11 protein-coding genes are annotated in these 18132 nt (G+C 56.5%); 8 read left to right on the top strand and 3 right to left on the bottom strand.

The features are described from left to right. Positions 1 to 84: 84 nt before the first annotated feature. Complete coding sequence (aroF, locus tag VFU50_03365) at positions 85 to 1152, bottom strand: 3-deoxy-7-phosphoheptulonate synthase (GenBank protein HEU5231875.1); 1068 nt, start codon at positions 1150 to 1152, stop codon at positions 85 to 87. Positions 1153 to 1239: 87 nt separating this feature from the next. Between aroF and VFU50_03360 the strand changes: the two genes are divergently transcribed. Further along, complete coding sequence (locus VFU50_03360; protein ID HEU5231874.1) at positions 1240 to 2169, top strand: deoxyribonuclease IV; 930 nt, start codon at positions 1240 to 1242, stop codon at positions 2167 to 2169. 266 nt (positions 2170 to 2435) lie between these two features. On the opposite strand, the gene VFU50_03355 is transcribed toward VFU50_03360, so the two are convergent. Both VFU50_03355 and VFU50_03350 read right to left on the bottom strand, forming a co-directional pair. Further along, positions 2436 to 5636, bottom strand: a complete 3201-nt coding sequence (locus VFU50_03355; GenBank protein ID HEU5231873.1) for a carboxypeptidase-like regulatory domain-containing protein — start codon at positions 5634 to 5636, stop codon at positions 2436 to 2438. A 59-nt stretch (positions 5637 to 5695) separates the two neighbouring features. Then, entirely contained in the window at positions 5696 to 6667 is a 972-nt protein-coding gene (locus tag VFU50_03350; GenBank protein ID HEU5231872.1) for a sulfite exporter TauE/SafE family protein, read from the bottom strand. A 488-nt stretch (positions 6668 to 7155) separates the two neighbouring features. Here VFU50_03350 and VFU50_03345 point away from each other — a divergent pair, with 488 nt between their 5' ends. From VFU50_03345 to VFU50_03315, 7 genes are all read left to right on the top strand, one after another. After that, entirely contained in the window at positions 7156 to 7893 is a 738-nt protein-coding gene (locus VFU50_03345) for a phosphoadenylyl-sulfate reductase (protein HEU5231871.1), read from the top strand. Further along, positions 7890 to 8795: a sulfate adenylyltransferase subunit CysD gene (gene cysD, locus VFU50_03340; protein HEU5231870.1), complete on the top strand. Its 906-nt coding sequence runs from the start codon at positions 7890 to 7892 to the stop codon at positions 8793 to 8795. Before VFU50_03345 ends, cysD begins: the two co-directional genes overlap by 4 nt. Then, positions 8792 to 10336 carry a GTP-binding protein gene (locus tag VFU50_03335; protein HEU5231869.1) on the top strand — a complete coding sequence of 515 codons (1545 nt, stop codon included), beginning with the start codon at positions 8792 to 8794 and terminating at the stop codon, positions 10334 to 10336. Before cysD ends, VFU50_03335 begins: the two co-directional genes overlap by 4 nt. Before the next feature lie 304 nt (positions 10337 to 10640). After that, positions 10641 to 13784: a carboxypeptidase regulatory-like domain-containing protein gene (locus VFU50_03330; GenBank protein HEU5231868.1), complete on the top strand. Its 3144-nt coding sequence runs from the start codon at positions 10641 to 10643 to the stop codon at positions 13782 to 13784. A gap of 400 nt (positions 13785 to 14184) precedes the next feature. Then, positions 14185 to 14862: a hypothetical protein gene (locus VFU50_03325; protein ID HEU5231867.1), complete on the top strand. Its 678-nt coding sequence runs from the start codon at positions 14185 to 14187 to the stop codon at positions 14860 to 14862. An 83-nt stretch (positions 14863 to 14945) separates the two neighbouring features. Beyond that, positions 14946 to 15881 (top strand): thioredoxin-disulfide reductase, encoded by a 936-nt coding sequence (trxB, locus tag VFU50_03320; GenBank protein ID HEU5231866.1) that lies wholly within the window; start codon positions 14946 to 14948, stop codon positions 15879 to 15881. 752 nt (positions 15882 to 16633) lie between these two features. Further along, positions 16634 to 18109: a S53 family peptidase gene (locus tag VFU50_03315; protein HEU5231865.1), complete on the top strand. Its 1476-nt coding sequence runs from the start codon at positions 16634 to 16636 to the stop codon at positions 18107 to 18109. Positions 18110 to 18132 lie beyond the last annotated feature (23 nt).

Raw genomic sequence — 18132 nt, 5'->3', positions numbered from 1 at the left:
ATGTAAGCAGGCCGCCAGAGATGGCGGCCTTTCTTGCTTAACTTTCACTTCTCAGGTCGCAGCAATACCTACGAGCTGGAATCGTTACCCGACCGTCAGATGGGCGTCGGCTTTCACTATGCTCACTGGCGCAACCACTCCTCGATCCAACACGGCGGCGATCTGCTTTATCTCTGACATCAGCACCGTGAACTGGTCAGGAGTGATCGATTGTTGCCCGTCGCTGAGGGCGCGATCGGGATCGTGGTGCACTTCGATGATCAAGCCGTCTGCGCCTACGGCGATTGCCGCGCGTCCAAGCGGGAGAACTTTGTTCCGCTTCCCGGTGCCATGGCTTGGATCCACCAAAATGGGAAGGTGACTGAGGCGCTGGACTGCGGGCACGATGCTCAAGTCGAGCGTGTTGCGTGTATGGTCGGCGAACGTGCGCACACCACGTTCGCAGAGCACGACGTTGTAATTGCCTTCGCTCAAAATGTACTCGGCTGCCATTAAAAGTTCTTCAAGCGTGGCCGACATTCCGCGCTTAAGCAGCACCGGTTTGCGTGATCGACCGGCGCGTTTGAGGAGCGAGAAATTTTGCATGTTGCGCGCGCCGATTTGAATCATGTCGGCATATTGTTCGACGAGATCGAGCGTTTCGTTGTCTACTGCTTCGGTGACGATCAGCAGACCGAATTGCTCGCGCACTTCGGCCATGATCTTTAAACCTTCTTCGCCGAGACCTTGAAAGGAATATGGAGAGGTGCGCGGCTTGTATGCGCCGCCGCGCAGAAAATGGCCGCCGTTACGGGCGACTTGTTCGGCAATCGTCATCGCCTGATCGCGCGATTCGATCGAGCAAGGCCCCGCCATCATCACAACGTCTCGCCCGCCAATGGTTACGTGCGAGTTGGGAAAGCGAATAACTGAGTTCTCAGGCTTCACATCCCGGCTGACTAGCTTATAAGGCTTGCTGACTCGGATGACCTCGCCGACGCCGGGCATCTCCTCCAGAGTGCCGGCCTCGAGTGCGCCCTGGTTGCCAGTGATGCCGATCGCTGTGCGCTGCGCGCCGGGAATGGGGTGCGCGCGAAATCCGAGAGACTCGATCTTATGACAGACCTCGCGCACCTGCTCTTCTGTGGCCTGCGCCTTCATTACGACCAACATCTGCGTTGCTCCTTGAGAAGTGCCAGTCTAATGAATGTGCGCGGCGCATCGCAATGACCGGACGTTTTCTCCTGCTATGCTCGACTGATGGCGACGAAGTGGGAACGCGAGGCGAAAGATATCCTGAAACGCCCTGCTCCGGAGACTCCTCCCAAGCTCACGTCGCGCCGAATTGGGATTCATACCTCTACCTCAGGGGGGCCGGAGACTGCGGCCGAACGCGCCTATCGCCTGGGCTGTAATACATTCCAGATGTTTTCGTCGTCGCCGCGCATGTGGAAGCCCTATCAGCTTTCGAAATCGCAGTGCGAAGAGATGATTCGCCTGAATGAGAACTACGGCATCAAACCGCTGGTCATTCACACCAGTTATCTGGTCAACATGGCGAGTTCGACGGCGGAGTTCCTCGGCAAATCCATTCAAGCGTTTCGTGCCGAAGTGGAACGCGCCCTCGCACTCGGCGCTCAATATCTCGTGCTGCACGCCGGCTCATATCGCGGGCTCACGCGCGAAGAGGGACTGCGACGGGCTGGGAGCGCGATTGCCGAAGCTACCGATCGCCTCGAGATGGAAAGCTGCGGGTTCAAAGTTCTAATCGAGAACGCCGCCGGAGCGGAGTACTCGCTGGGAAGCTCGTTCGAGCAGGTGGCGGAGTTGGTGGATCGTCTGCGTCCTGTCTTGCCGGTAGCAGCATGCATCGACACGTGCCACACCCATGTCGCCGGCTATGACATCGTCTCGGCCGACGGGTATGAGTTCACGATGAAATACCTGGAGAATACGATCGGGCTAACGAATATCCCAGTTTGGCACTGCAACGATGCCAAAGCTGCGCGCGCATCGAAGCTCGACCGGCACCAACATATTGGGCAAGGCAGCATCGGATTAGAGCCATTCCGCCGGTTGCTCAACGATCCTAGAACAGCGCACGCAGCATTCATCGCCGAGACGCCGATCGATGAACCTGGTGATGATCAGAAAAATGTGGATGCGCTGAAGAATCTGGTTAAAGAATGATGTCGGATCTATAAGCGAACAGCAGCGCACGCGCTCGCCTCATGACCGAGCCGAGCGTGACTAAACCAGAGCCGTGCACGTAAGGACTGCCGCCTAGAGTGGATCTGGCCAGAGCCAGGCAATAGCCGCACAAACACAGAATTTCAACACATGCGATTGGAGTGTCGGTATTGGCGTGTCGGTACCGTTCGCGGTAGCGAATGGGTCAGGGAGTAACCCTTGCCCATCCCCCACTGAGGGACTGCTTCACGTTCTGCACGAATTGCCTAAAACAGAACTTTTAGCCCGAGCTGAACCTGTCGCGAGGAAGTCGATGTTGCCGTGATCACACCCGCAGTTGGCGACGGTGACGGCGAAGCCGAAGAGAACACCACCGTATTGGGCGTCGCGAAATTCGTGTGATTCAGCACGTTGAAGAACTCAGCGCGAAACTGCAGACGAGCTTTTTCCAGTAATGCTGTGGTTTTTGATAACGCCAGGTCCAGTTGCACGAGCCCAGGCCCTGTGAACGAATCGCGACTTACATTCCCGTATGTTCCCGAATTGGGAGCAAGGAACGCGTTTGGATTGAAATACTGGTTAGGAGTTCCGAGGATCACTGGCCCGGTAAAGTTAGAATTCCACGATGGCCGAATCGGGTTTCGGCTGTCGCCATTGTTCGTGGGATTAAAGCCTAGCTGCGGGGTAAATGGAAATCCAGACTGCAGAGTTTCAATTCCACTCAGACTCCATCCGCTCGCCAGCTTGCCTTGCCAACCTTCAGCATTACGAAACAGAGGCTTTCCGTTTCCCATTGGAAGCTCATACGTAGCGTTGATCGCGGCAAGATGGCGGACATCGGTAGTTGACGGTCCCCAATCCAATTTGGGATTCGCCGGATACATCACGAACCCCGGCGCATTTGCTCCGACGCTGCTGTTCCAGGCTGTCCCGTCGTCCAGGCTCTTCGCGTATGTGTAGGTTCCGCGAAACTGCAAGCCGCCGCTGAATGCGCGTCGAGCATCGACTTCAAGCGCGCTGTACGAACTGACTCCTTCTGAAAGCCAGGTGGTCGTGTTTGCGAGTTGCGGATTCGCCAGCGGAGCACCTTTCGGGTAAAAGACCGTTCCAGCAGCAAGATTCGTCGGGCAAGGCGCTGCCGGGCAGATGGTCGGCACAGGTTCGTTCGCATCGACGGAGAGCATCTCGTGGTATCCATGCGAGCCGACGTACCCGACACTGACCGATGTGTTCGCCGCGACCTCACGCTCGATCTTTAATGTGTATGACAAGATGGTTGGCGTAAAAGCGTCCGGTTGGATTCCGCTGGGCGAGATCAGACTGCCTGTAGGGGCCGCGCTCCCCGGATCGATTTGCAGACTCGCCAGCGGAACGTTCTTGAATGTCTGCGTCGCATTGAACGGAGCAGTTTGGTCGAGACGGTAATCGAGATTATCGAGGAGCGCGCGATAGATGCCGAATCCAGCATGGACGACGGTCTTTGTATTCCCGAAAAGAGACCAGGCCAGTCCTATGCGAGGCTCCGGCAGAAAGTTAGCGCGATTCCTGGTAAACGCAGAGCCGCTGACGCGCGGCTGCGTTTGGATTACGCCATTGCTGTCAAACAGATAATTGGAGGCGCGTCCATTCGCTTCATTCCAGCCATTCGTCGATTCAAAGCGAAAGCCAGCTCGCAGTTCCAAGTTGGGCCTCAACTTAATCGTGTCCTCAACGTACCCGGCCGATTCCAATGAGCGCCAGTTTAGAGGCGTTGGCGCGGGAATTACTGTGAAGGTGGAAACGGTTCCTTGCAGGAAGCTCTTAAGATTGGAAAATGAAGCCTGCCCATATTGGTACTGAGCGAGATTATCGTTTGCCTGAATCTGCTGGAACCATGCTCCCAGCTGGATCTGGTGAGCGCCTCGGGAGATGTTCACGTGATCCTCATACGTGAACAGATTGCGTGCCGTTGTCAGATTGCTTCCGGCGTTAGTTCCCGCCGGGCTGATCTGTGATGCGCCGTTCAGAGCTGTACCACCGCCGATGACGATTGCTCCGATCGGCTTACCTGTCACCCAACCGGGAATGTTGGCCGGAGTTTGTCCGGTAAAGAAGTAGCTCGCGCGTGAGAATCCGAGTCGCGCAGTGTTCACAACCGATGCAGAGAAAATGTGCTGCTCCTGCAGACTCACAACTTGCTCGCGCAGGCTCTCGACGACGCGGCTCAACGGATTAATCGACGGAGTATTGTCCGCGCTGTCATCGACTGTATAAACGCCGAATGCTGTGTCCTTATCCGAGAGGTTGTAGTCGAGCCGACTTGTGCCGAAATCTTCCCGAATCGTCTGCAGTGGATGGCTGAACGCTTCGGCAATCCCTCCGCCGAGTTGAGGCCCATTTTGAATCGGCCACAGCGATAGCAGTGGCGCGGCCGAAGGCGCGACCCCAACATAGGTCTGAGTGCCGTTTGCGTTGGTAATGTATCCAACTCGCGCGGCGTTGTCGGGAACGAGTGTTACATCGCTCAACGCAAGATGCTGGCGGAAGCCCTCGTAATTGCCGAAAAGGAAAATCTTGTTCTGGCGAATCGGTCCGCCCAGCGCGCCGCCAAAGACGTTGCGCTGAAACTGCGGCGTGCCGCCCTGATCGAAGTAATTGCGAGCATCGAAGGCGTTGTTGCGCAGAAATTCATAAGCGGTGCCGTGGATCTGGTTCGTACCTGATGCGGTCACAATGCTTACCTGCGCACCCGGTCGCTTGCCGTATTCTGCGCCGTAGGTGCCCGCGACAACATTGAACTCGCGCACGGCATCGACGCCGAGGAGCTGCCCGCTCGCTCCGCCTGGAGTAATGTTGATCTCCGAAGCTCCCGTGTACTCAATTCCGTTCAGCAGGAACAGATTCTCCTGTGGACGATGACCAGATATCGCAAACATGTTCCCGACTGCTGAGTTCGACGTTCCCACTCCTCCCGAACGCTCGGATGTGTAGTTCACTGCGCCGGGATTGAGCGTGAGGAGCTGGTCGTAGCTGCGGCCGTTGAGGGGAAGTTCTTTCACCTGCTTTTGATTCACTAGCCCGGACGTGTCCTGCGTTGAGAGACTCACCAGCGGAGGAACCTCTACAACCGTCACCTCTTCACGCACTTCGCCAACCGGCAGCGTGATGTCTATGGAGGCGCTCTCGCCAACGACAAGCTGAATGCCGCCTTTCGTCTCTGGACTGAATCCTTCTTTTTGCACGCGTATTTCATAGGCTCCAACCGGCAGTGACGCTGCCGAGTATCGACCGGAATCGTCGGTCACAACTTCGCGTTGAGCGCCCGTCTCAATATTCCTGATTACCACCTGCGCTTTGGGGAGCGATGCGCCCGTGGAATCCAGTACGATTCCCGAAATGGAAGCGCCTACGGCCTGCCCTAATAAAACCTGCGAGGATGCGAGGAATGCAAAGGCAATTAGCTGCGAGACTGTAGTTTTTCGCGACACGCTCTCTCTCCGAATCGGTTGATGGAAAGTTCTTGCAAGGGTATGCGGCAGGAACTTAGTTATCGACAACAGCGCTCAATGAAAGTGACGCCGATTGGGAGGGAGTAGAAGGACTCGAGCAACACCCCCGGGGAAGCGTCGGCGCGCAGGTTTGATGCTGATGATTTAACCGTTTCTGAAGACTTCGGTCCTTGATGCACGACCGTCTTTGCTTGCTCTGTTCGAACCAGCGGCGAACCACCGATCCAGATCAACTGCAGCCCGAGCACAACCGCCACTGCGGCTACGGCTAATCGGAGCTTTTGCGCCGGCACTCGCTTCGCCAGAGCGCAGCCGACGAGCACACCCGGAATTCCGCCCGCGAGCAGTCGCACAAGTGAGGCGGTACTAATCGATCCCCAACTCAAATGAAAAATGCTGCCAACAACGGCAAGCACGATTCCCAAAAGCAAATCCGTCCCGACCACCGTAGCCGCCGGCAGTTCTGAAAAGTTGAGTAGGAGAATGCTGCCAAGCGCGCCTGCTCCAGCAGAAGAGAATCCAGTCTCGATGCCAATCGGCAGCGCAAGAAGCGAGAGCCAGCGGCCGCGTTCGCGCGTGAGATGCGGATGCCGGAGTCGTGGAACAAAGGTCAACCCGGAAGAAATCGTGAGCATCAACCCGATAATCAGCAAGGCTAGCGGGCTCCATGCTCGAGTGCGCATCAGGCGGAGCAGTAGTGTTCCGAGAAGCAGGCCAGGTACCGCACCGATCAAGAGAAAACGTAGATATTTTGCGTCAACACTCCGGCGCACCAGGTAGAACGGCGCTGCGATCAATCGCAAGATAGCAGCGAAGACCATCGCTGTCCCAACCGCTTCGCCCGCGGGAAGTCCAATCAGCAGGACCAGCGCGGGCGTGGTGAAACTGCCGCCACCGATGCCGGTGATGCCGACCGTCGCTGCGATCAGAAACCCGAGAACGACTTCCATGTCTACGGCGTCTTTCTTTAGAGTGAACTGCGGAAGTGGCCCAAAAACAAAACGACCCACAAATCGCTTGTGGGTCGTTGGCAAAACCTATGCGCTTACCTAGATACTACGGCGCCTCCATCGACCCACACTTCGACGTACAGATGCACAGTGCGCATCGACAAGCCATGTGTAAGGTCGAACTAGACATCCTAGCCAAAGTACAGGAGAGATTCGCGAGACGTCAAGCGGGATGCAATTTAATTGGACTATGGGACAAATTTGATTTGCTGATGATGCCAATATGAAACATGCTTGCGCAATGTTCGCAACGCTTTCGATTGACACTTCATCAAACACCAATGTACTAATAGTTTCTCGGATGAATCAACGCCTGCAGAACGCGATGCCATGTTGTCGTTGTTGCGCGATGACACTTGTGCTGCGTTCTGGCAAAGCAATGATTTAGAGTCCGGATAAGTTTCGAGATCCCGAACCCGCTCACCAGACGCAAGTAAGCGTCGAGTGAGCGGGTTTTGTTTTGGGCGCGAGTCGCCCGGGAGTGACAAATGACGGAGAGCTTAGTTAAGGCGCAAGCCGCGGCAGAGGGATGGAGCGCGGAAGAGCTTCTTGCCTGGGCTGCGCGCGACTTTGGAGAAAAAGCCGCATTAGCCTCTAGCTTCGGAGCCGAAGATGTGGTGCTGATCGACGTGGTCTCCCGAATCGGCGCTCCTTTCGCTGTCTTCACTCTCGACACCGATTTCCTTTTTTCGGAAACTTACGAGCTAATCTCCAGGATTGAGGAAAAATACGGCATCAGCGTTGAACGCCTTCGTCCCCAATTAACCCCAGAATCTCAGGCTCGCAAGTTCGGCGATGAGCTTTGGAAAACCCAGCCCGATCTCTGCTGCCAAATTCGCAAAGTGGAGCCGCTGACGCAAAGACTCAAAGCTTCCTCCGCCTGGATTACCGGCATTCGCCGCGAGCAGTCGCCGACGCGCGCGAACGCTCGCAAGCTGGAGTGGGATGCGAAGTTCGGATTAGTGAAGCTAAATCCGATCGCGGACTGGACAGAAATTCAAGTTTGGGAATACATCCATTCACGCAATGTTCCCTATAACCCTTTGCACGACCGCGGATACCCCAGTATCGGCTGTACACATTGCACGCGCGCTGTGCTTCCAGGAGAAGATCCGCGCGCCGGCCGCTGGTCGGGATTCGCGAAGACAGAATGCGGACTTCACGTTGTACAAACAGCAGAAGGCCCCAAGCTTGTTCCGTCGCGTTCAGCAGGAGCAGCTCGATGAGCACGAAACTGACTCACCTGCAGGCGTTGGAAGCCGAGAGTATTCACATTTTTCGCGAGGTCGTCGCCGAATTTCAACGACCCGTAATGCTGTATTCGATTGGGAAGGACTCTTCGGTCATGCTGCGCATCGCGCAGAAAGCCTTTTATCCAGGAAAAATTCCATTCCCATTACTGCACATCGATACCAGCTACAAGTTTCGCGAGATGATCGAATTCCGCGACCGACAGGCGGCACAGCTTGGCCTGAAGCTGATCGTGCACACAAATAAGGCCGCACTCGATGCAGGGACAAATCCGTTTAAGGTGGGCACGCAGCGTTGCTGCGAGCTGCTGAAAACGCAATCGCTTCTTGATGCACTACGTGAAGGTGGCTTCGATGCCGCGTTCGGCGGGGCCCGTCGGGACGAGGAGCGGTCGCGCGCCAAGGAGCGCATCTACTCGGTCCGCGATGCCAAAGGACAATGGGACCCAAAGCGGCAGCGGCCCGAGCCCTGGAATCTCTATAACAGCCGTATTGGTCCAGGAGAGAGCGTACGCGTCTTCCCACTGTCGAACTGGACTGAAATGGACATTTGGCAGTACATCCATGAGGAAAACATCCCTCTCGTGCCGATGTATTTTGCCAAGTCGCGACAGGTGCTTGTGCGAGGCGAACAGTTGATCTCTCTCGAGCAGTCGTTCGTTCCGCGGCTGCCAGGCGAAACACCGCAACTCGTAATGTGCCGCATGCGATCGCTGGGATGCAGTCCGTGCACCGGCGCGATACGCTCAGAAGCGGACACCCTGCCGAAGATTATTGAGGAGCTCGTCTCTTTCCGGCGGTCGGAACGAGAAAACCGTGTCATTGATCACGATCAGGATGGCTCGATGGAGTTGAAGAAGAGAGCGGGGTACTTTTGAGTACAGTTGCCAGGGCGGCTTTAACTGCAGAAGAGTTTCTCTATTCAGAGCAACAGAAGGACCTACTGCGTCTTGTAACCGCCGGCAGTGTGGACGATGGTAAATCTACTCTGCTCGGCCGATTACTCTACGACTCTCAGAGCGTCTATGAGGACCAACTGCACGCCGTTAAACGTGCCTCCCGCGGTGGCCTTGAACTGGCCTTGCTAACTGATGGTCTGCGTGCTGAACGCGAGCAAGGCATCACTATCGATGTTGCCTATCGTTATTTCAGCACAGCAAAGCGTAAATTCATTCTCGCCGATACTCCTGGCCATGAGCAATACACGCGCAATATGGCCACCGGAGCGTCGACTGCCGACCTCGCGATCTTACTAGTTGATGCAAGCCGAGGAATTCAGCCACAATCAAAGCGACACGCTTTTATCATCGGACTTCTTGGAATTCGCCATCTTGTGGTGTTGATCAACAAGATGGACCTGGTCGAGTACTCTGAAGCCGTCTTTCTCTCGTTACGCAAACAGTTGTTGGACGCTCTTCAAGATTTTGACTTTGAAACTGTTGAGTTCTTTCCCGTAAGCGCCAATTCGGGTGTCAATGTCGTCCACCGTAGTTCCGTCACGCCGTGGTTTAAAGGGCCGGCTCTGCTCGATTATCTGGAGTCGGTAGACCTGCAAAAAGCTGAGCACTCCCAGCCGTTCCGCTTGCCTGTCCAACTCGTTCAGCGCACCAGTCAATTCCGCGGATACTCAGGACAGATTGCTGCCGGAACTGTATCGGTCGGCGACGAAGTTATCGTCCTTCCGTCGCGACGACGGACGCGTGTGAAGTCGATCGTGACCTACGATGGAGAACTCCACTCGGCCAGCGCACCTCAATCTGTCACGTTAACCGTCGGCGACGAGATCGACATCAGTCGTGGCGACGTTCTCGCTTCATCGTCGGATACGCCGCAAACTACGCAGGCGCTTCGTGCACAACTGATCTGGTTCTCCGAGCAACCGCTCGACAGTACTCGAAAATACCTCCTGAAACATACGTCCCAGATGACGCGTGCACGGGTTCAAGTGGAAACTAAGCTAGACATTCACTCATTGCGTTCCGATTCGGCACGCTCGTTAAACATGAACGATATTGGGACTGTAGCGATTGAAGCTGATCGCACGATTATTTTTGATGGGTATGCGCAGAACCGTCGGACAGGCAGCTTCATTCTGATTGACCCCGACAGCAATAACACCATCGCTGCCGGAATGATTGTCGAGGCGCTGCACGCACCTGGCGAGAGCCGATCGAGAGATGCAGGCCTGGTAGTTCGCCTCTCTTCAAACGATCCCATTCTTGATGTGCTTCAGAACTATGCGGCCGGCTCAGCAGTCTCCGACCTTGTAATTGTTTCAAATTGGAACAGGCGCGCGATCGATCTGCTGGCCGGCGCCGGCATCCACGTGGTTGTTGAGAACGACGGGGAAGAGGCTGTGCCCGGTCAATTCCCCCGTGCGAGCGTTGATGAATTGCTTCGCAAGCTGCGGATAAGTTAGTTTGCAGTTTGTCCTTCAACGGGCCCGCCCCATCCCACGGTTGCACGAATTCTGAGGCACGAGAAATCCTCAAGATATCCTCAACTGATTTTCGGGTATTCTTTTCAAAACAGCTTCTACTCTGCTTTGGCGTTGGGATTCGAGTTTTCTGATCCTGGTGTCGTGTGCAATGCCCTGGTTTTCATCTTCTGTTCTTCTTTGGGTAGAACACTGAAGTTCTCAGACTGCGGAAGAGACTCGATGGCCAGATTCTCAAGGCCACTCGCCGTTCCGCGACGATTCAATCCCGATGGAGGTCGATACTATGTCTTCTGCGTGCTTTGATCCCGGCTCAACCACCGTTCGCCGGATCTCGCAATCGCTTGTCGCTGCGTTGATGTTTATTGCTCTTGCTGTCGGGGCCTTCGGCCAAGTCAGCCAGGGAACGCTTTCCGGAACCACTTCCGATCCATCAGGCGCGGTGCTGACCAACAGCAAAATCACGGCAACCAACACGGCCACTGGTGAGACGTTCAACACAACGAGTAACGGCGACGGCCTGTTTGTCTTTCCGCTCTTGCCTGTGGGTCCATACAAAGTCGCCGCTGCCCACGACGGATTTAACACACTGACTCAGAACGTGCAGATCACCGTTGGCAGTAAGATCGACCTTAGCCTGAAGTTGCCGCTCGCAACCGGAGTGCAAAGCGTGCAGGTGACCGCCGAGGCGCCTGTCGTTGAGACGACGCGCACCAGCCAGAGCGACACCGTCGGCGATCGTCAGATTGCGAACCTGCCCACAAACGGCCGCAACTTCCTCGATTTCACTCTGCTAACCCCCGGAGTTGTACGCGACGTCCGTGGCGGCGATCTGAGCTTTGCCGGACAGCGCGGCACCTTGAACTCGCTCACGGTTGACGGCACCGACAACAACAACACTTTCTTCGGACAAACGCTGGGACGCACCGGCTCCGGTCGCGCACCGTATCAGTTCAGCCAGGATGCCGTGCAGGAATTCCAGGTCAACACCAACGGATACTCTGCCGAGCTCGGACGCGCCGGCGGCGCGGTCATCAACGTGGTTACCAAATCGGGAACCAATAATTTTCACGGAACGGCGTTTGAGTTCTTCCGCGATCGCGGCCTGAACGCCAACGATCCCATTTACAGCCTGCAGCGCGCATTCGCAGCCGGAGCGGGTAAGCCGCTTCCGCTCAAGCCGGGCTATCACTTCAACCAGTTCGGCGGAAATGTCGGCGGACCCATCAAGAAGGACAAGCTGTTCTTCTTCTTCGACTACGACGGACAGCGTAACGTGACAGGCAATCCCGTTTTGGTAACGCTGCCGACGCCTGTGGGTCCGGCGCAAACCGCTGCGGTGAATTATCTTGCTTCGCGCATCAACAACTACGACCGCACCTTTAATCAGGACGTATACCTCGGCAAAGGCGACTGGAATATTAATGATCGCCATCAACTCTCTGCGCGTTACAACGCTCAAAGATTCACGGGTCAGGGATTAGAAAATAGCGGTACCACCAGCGCCTTTGAGCATACCGGCGCCTCGCTCGTGAACAGCGACAGCTTCAACGCTCAGCTCACATCAACGCTTCGCCCAACTCTGGTGAATGTGCTGAAGTTCAGCTACCAGCGCGACAGCGAGCCAGGACAAGCCAACAGCATCAATCCCGAAGCGCAGGTGCGCTTCTCAGGACAGACGCTGTTCGTCGGACGCAACTCGTTCAGTCCTCGCGAAACCACGATTCACCGCCAGGAGTACGGCGACACGGTCTCGTATGTCTGGGGACGCCATTCGTTCAAACTGGGCGCTGACGAACTGGTAGATAAGATTCTCAACTTCTTTCCGGGCAACTTCTCCGGCTCGTACACATTCGTCAATCTCGACGATTTCGGCAACAGCTTGCTCGGACAGCCGGCAAAGACCGCCGGAGATTCCTTCCTCGAGGCGTTTCCCGGAGCGGGAACAACGGGAGCAACTACTCATCCCGATCTGCTGCAGCAAGCTTATTTTGTCCAGGACGACTATCGCGTCAGCAACCGGCTCACACTCAACCTCGGTCTCCGCTACGATCTTGAGACGGTGAAGCAGCCGACCGTGCAGAATCCAGCCGCGCTTGCGGCAGGTCTTGACACGAGCAAGATTCCGAACGACCACAACAACATCGCTCCACGTCTTGGTTTTGCGTGGCAGCCATTCGATAACGCTCAGACGGTAGTGCGCGGAGGTTACGGCATCTTCTTCGCAAATACGCCGTCGATCATGTACGGCACGGCTTTGTCGAACAATGGCATCAACGTCCAAACGCTCACACTCACCGTGGGCACCGGACCGACGAACGTCACACAGCTCCCGGTTTCGTATCCGAACACTCTTTGCGGAGCTCCACAGGCAAATTCAGGCTGCGCCCCTCCGACAGGCTTCGCGACGGCTACGCCCAGCATCCTGCTATTCGCCAAGAACTATCAGCAGCCCTATGTTGAGCAGTACAACCTGGCCGTCGAGCGCCAGATCGCAGCGGACACTTCAGTCACGCTCGCTTACACCGGCGTACATGGTGTGCACATCCAGCGCACGCGTGACATCAACCTGAGCAGTGCGGAAACTCCTGCTACCGCAGTGGTTGCAGGAACCGGCGCAACGCTCACCTACAACAAGTTCCCCGCTGCGCGTCCGATCGGGGGATTCAGCCGCATCTTCGAGTTCGAGAGCAACGCCGGGTCGAATTACAACGGACTCTCGTTGGAGTTGAACAAGCGCTTTGCGCACAACTTCCAGGTGCTGACTTCCTACACATGGAGTCACGTGATCGACGATCGTCCGGACGCAACCGCCGTTGTGCCCGGAACCGACGATGGCAAGATGGTCTACGATCCGCTACACATTAGTCTGGATCGTGCGTCCGGCGACGATGATGTTCGTAATCGCTTCATCCTTAGCGGCGTGTGGCAGCTCGATCACTACACGCAAGGAATGAACGGTTACGAGCGAGCACTGCTCGGCGGATGGGAACTCGCGGGAGCGTTCAACGCTCAGAGCGGGCAGCCATACACGGCGCTGGTCAGCAGCGATCTCAATGCTGACGGCAACAGCCGCAACGAGCGCGCGCCGGGAACGGTCCGCAATCAATTCCGGATGCCGGCGATCTACACCTTCGATCCGCGCATCACGCGCAACGTAACCATTACCGAGCACGCCAAGCTGCAGTTGATTGCCGAAGCGTTCAACCTCTTCAACCACCAGAACATTACTGCGGTGAAGAACACGCTGTACGCAACCAGCACAACTGCGTGCGGCGCCGTTCCAACGGGAACGAGCTGCCTGCTCCCACAAACGCTCGCGAACGGCGCGGGCGTGAACACGTTCGGACTCGCATCGGCGGCGGCGATCAACAACAACGGCGCCAATGTGGGACGAGTACTGCAGTTAGCGGCGAAGATCACGTTCTAATCTCGCAAACGAGTACATTCGCGAGAGATGAATGGCAAATCGATTGAAAGCCGGCAGCCGCAAGGCTGCCGTTTTTTTCTTCGATGGAAGCCCCCGACTTTAGTCGGGGGCGCACGGCGCAGCCGTGCGTATGCAAAAGCATAGAAAAGGAAGCGCTTTAGCGCTGGCGCACGCACCGCGCGTGTACAGAACGCCGGCATGATGAGCGCGCTTCGCGCGTGCGCCAGCGCTAAAGCACGCGCACGAACTGTGCCTTCCATGGATGAGGCTTGCAGCCTCACCCCCGATTAAAGTCGGCGGCTTCCACCCAAACCTACAATGCGGCGCTAATGTTCGAGTCCTTTCTCGCGAGAAGCGCGATCATCCCAGCTCTTGTTCTACAATCCGCTTCGTGCGCTTAATGTTGCCAATCTTTTTGCTCTCCTGCGCCGCGCTTGCTCAAAATGCGGCACCCGATACGAAGAACGAGCAAAATCCACCGGTGAAGGTGAACGTCATCAACGTTTGCACTCCGAGCGCCGACGAACAACAAGAGCTAAAAGCGGCGCTGGCAAAGCTGCCCAAATCTCCGGCGTTCGATACCGACTATGAAATCTCCCGTGGAGTTGCGACGGTAGAAGAAGGAACGCGCTCGAAATACGTCCGGCTGCGTCGTGAGGTGAAGGGCGAGTCCGCGCTGGCAACCGTGCAGTACTCGCTGAGCGTCGATCCGGACAACACGATAGAGACGCTCGTCTTCCGTGGACGCGAAGTAAAAGATCTGCTCGCTCTATCGATCGAAGACAAGCTTTCGAGCTCGGTGAGCAAACCCTCAGCCGTGCTTGCTGCAGATACACCAGCCTCACACATTCGCGTCGAGCGTGCAGGCAAATCGACGGTCGCGCTGGCAAGATGCGAAAACGTCGATCAATCCAAGTACGACGCTATCTTCTCGCAAGCCTCGTCGATCCTCTCGGACTATCGCCGCGTCCTTCGCCTCAAAAGCATGCTCTCGAGCGACATCGTCTGGCTGAGCGCCGAATCATCCACACGGCCTCCCGCGAAGAAGGGCGCACGCGATGCGGTGTCGTCCCATTGACGAGCTCACCTTATAGAATGTGTGTTCCAAAACGCGCGGCTTGAGTCTTATTCGAGTCTGCCGAATCCAATCTTCCGAGACTTATGGACAATTCCGTTCGCAACGTTGTGATTCTTGGCTCCGGATGCTCCGGACTTACGGCCGCGATCTACGCGGCTCGCGCCAACCTGAACCCACTTGTGCTCGAAGGCCACGAGCCCGGCGGACAGCTCAGCATGACCACCCTGGTCGAGAACTTTCCCGGCTTTCCCGACGGCATTCAGGGTCCTGAGCTGATCGAGAACATCAAAAAGCAAGCGGCCCGTTTCGGAACTGACTACAAGATCGGGCACTTGGTCAGCGCTGACTTCACCAAGCGACCATTTGTACTGAATCTCGAAGACCAGCAGTTGCTCACGCGCACGCTGATCATCGCTAGCGGAGCCTCCGCACGATGGCTCGGCCTGCCCAGCGAGCACGCGCTCATCGGACACGGCGTCTCCTCCTGCGCGACTTGCGACGGCTTTTTCTTCAGCGGAAAAGAAATTACCGTCATCGGCGGCGGCGACTCGGCAATGGAAGAAGCGCTCTTCCTCACGCGCTTCGCCAGCAAAGTAACCATCATCCATCGTCGCGACGTCTTCCGCGCCTCGAAGATCATGATCGAGCGCGCCCGCCAGCATCCCAAAATCGAATTCCTCATCGACACAGTCGTCGATGAGGTTCACGACGTGCAAAAGAAAGAAGTCACCGGCCTCCGCCTCCGCAATCTCAAGACCGGCGCGCAATGGGATTTCCCGACGAGCGCGATGTTCCTGGGCATCGGCCACGAACCCAACGCCAAGTGGATCAACGGCCAGCTGGACACCGACCCAGATGGCTACCTGCTGACGAAAAACTACGTCTTCACCAAAGTCCCCGGCGTCTTCGCCTGTGGCGACGTCCAGGACCGCCGCTACCGCCAGGCAATCTCCGCAGCCGGCACAGGCTGCATGGCGGCTATGGAGGTGGAGAAGTTTTTGGAGGAAGAGGGTAGATAAGCATCGGATATCGAGGGCCAAAATCAGTTGCGCATTTCTGTTAACAGCGAATTAAACAGCGAAATCAAAAATTGGCGGGCGAAAAACCCTCGAATTCTGCCCAAAATCTGCAAATTTTCCCTCCAACCAGCGTATTAACAGCGAATTAACAGCGTATTTAAAGAATTTCGAGCTATGCCGTTGAAATCCGCGCACTTGCCGACCCTCACCGCGAAAACTCGCGAGCTATCAGGGAAAAACACAGGGAATGTCTGTCACAAATTGTGACTGTGCACTGCGGGTCTAACAGAACCACCTGCAATAGCCGGGGTCTCCGCGAGCCTGAAGTTGGCTCGTGGGGTGGTAGCGGGTGGCGCCGTTGCCTTTGGTGTTGCTCCCACCTGCGGTAGCGAGGTCCCCGCGAGCCTGAAGTTGGCTCGTGAGGTGGTGGTTGTGCGGTTTCCTGATGTTGCTGTTGCCGTTAGCTAGGAGCTAGCAGCTCAGCAGCTTTGTTATCGGTTTTGCCCTTGCCTTCGCCGACTGCCGAGTGCCGACTGCCGAGTGCCGTTTTCCCCGGTGTTGCTGTGGCCGTTAGCTAGGAGCTAGCAGCTAGCAGTTCCTCTCACCTAACTCTGGGGTTAGGGCAATTTTTCTATGTCGCGGCCATTTACAAGATGTCCGTTTCGTCCCTACCTTTGTAGTACAACGTCCCTTCCGAACTCCTCCGTTGCAAGCCAAGTTCAAATCCGCGGGACGTAAGGACCCCATTCCCTATGAAATTCTGTTCCCCAAGATTTCTGTGTCTTCTCGTTCTCGCCACAGGCACCAGCTTTGTGGCAGCCCAAACCTTTAACCCCGATGCACACCCCGTGAAGCGCGCGCTGGCTTCACCTTTCTCTAAGGTCGGACCTCAAGCGGTTCCCGCTGCTGCTGGCTCCAACTACGGTCTTTTCACTTGTCAGGTGGGCAGGTCGTCGGCGACCTGCTACGACCCGTATCAGATGCGGCACGCTTATGGAACTGACCAGTTGATCAGCGCCGGCTATACCGGCAAGGGTAAGACCATCGTCATCATCGATGCCTTTGGGGATCCTTATTACCTGCCCTCGGATTTGGCGGCGTTCGACACCTTCTACGGTCTGCCCAAGATGAACGGAGCCGATACAACGGATGCAAGCGCTCCAACTCTTACCGTAATTGCGCCCGACGGCTACCAACTTCAGAAGGACGGTTCTCCGGTATTCGATGAGGGATGGGCACAGGAGACCACGCTCGACGTGGAGTGGGCCCACGCCATCGCTCCCGGCGCAAATATCGTCCTCGTAGTTGCAAAGACCAACTATGACACTGACATGCTGAGCGCCACCAAGTACGCAGTCGACCACAATCTCGGCGACGTGATCTCGCAAAGCTTCGGAGAAAACGAAAGCTGCATGGACCCAACTCTTCTTGGGCAGGAGCATCAGGTGTTTGCGGACGCCACGGCGAAGAACATGACCATCTTCGCGTCTGCCGGAGACTATGGCGCAACGCAGGGATCCTGCGATGGAAAGTCGTTCGTCAAGGCAGCATCGTCGCCGGCGACCGATCCTTTGGTCACTGCGGTTGGCGGCACCGAGCTGCATGCGGCAAGCTATTGCCTCGCTCAACTCGGCTGCGATCCAACCAAGAATCCTGCTGCCGGCGCCTACCAGGGCGAGATCGTCTGGAACGAATCTGCCATTGGCGGCGAGGCCACCGGCGGCGGATTCAGCGTCGTTTACGATGAGCCCTTTAATCAGCAGGGCACGCTAAATGGCGGAAAGCAACGCGGAGCGCCCGACGTCTCCTATAACGCTGCGGTTTACCACGGCGTGCTGGTTAATTTTCGAGGCGGCTGGTGGCTGTTTGGAGGAACCAGTGCGGGATCACCGCAGTGGGCCGCAATCACGGCGATCGCCGACCAGAAGGCCGGGCACAACCTCGGCTTCATCAATGCAGCTCTGTACCAGCTGAGTCAGGCGCGGCCAGCTTACGCCACGTCCTTCTTTGACGTTACCAGCGGCAATAATTCCTTCGCAGGAGTTACGGGCTTCAACGCCGGACCTGGATGGGACGCTGCGACCGGTCTGGGATCGCCCTCTGCAGCCCAGATCGCGACCCAGCTTGCACAATTCGTTTCCGCGGGAGATGGCGCTGCTGCAATCAACAGCTCCAAACCGCACGCGAATAACAAACCGACTACCACCGGACACGTGACAGCTCACTGAACCTGAGCGAGCACCTGCCCTAA

The organism is Terriglobales bacterium, from assembly GCA_035764005.1.
Lineage (GTDB): Bacteria > Acidobacteriota > Terriglobia > Terriglobales > Acidobacteriaceae > Gp1-AA112.
This window is presented reverse-complemented; position numbering and strand designations above follow the sequence as displayed.

Excerpts from the sequence above, each read along its gene's own strand:
- aroF (HEU5231875.1), bottom strand. The coding sequence starts at position 1,152 with ATGTTGGTCGTAATGAAGGCGCAGGCCACAGAAGAGCAGGTGCGCGAG.
- VFU50_03360 (HEU5231874.1), top strand. The coding sequence starts at position 1,240 with ATGGCGACGAAGTGGGAACGCGAGGCGAAAGATATCCTGAAACGCCCT.
- VFU50_03345 (HEU5231871.1), top strand. The coding sequence starts at position 7,156 with ATGACGGAGAGCTTAGTTAAGGCGCAAGCCGCGGCAGAGGGATGGAGC.
- cysD (HEU5231870.1), top strand. The coding sequence starts at position 7,890 with ATGAGCACGAAACTGACTCACCTGCAGGCGTTGGAAGCCGAGAGTATT.
- VFU50_03330 (HEU5231868.1), top strand. The coding sequence starts at position 10,641 with ATGTCTTCTGCGTGCTTTGATCCCGGCTCAACCACCGTTCGCCGGATC.
- VFU50_03325 (HEU5231867.1), top strand. The coding sequence starts at position 14,185 with ATGTTGCCAATCTTTTTGCTCTCCTGCGCCGCGCTTGCTCAAAATGCG.
- trxB (HEU5231866.1), top strand. The coding sequence starts at position 14,946 with ATGGACAATTCCGTTCGCAACGTTGTGATTCTTGGCTCCGGATGCTCC.
- VFU50_03315 (HEU5231865.1), top strand. The coding sequence starts at position 16,634 with ATGAAATTCTGTTCCCCAAGATTTCTGTGTCTTCTCGTTCTCGCCACA.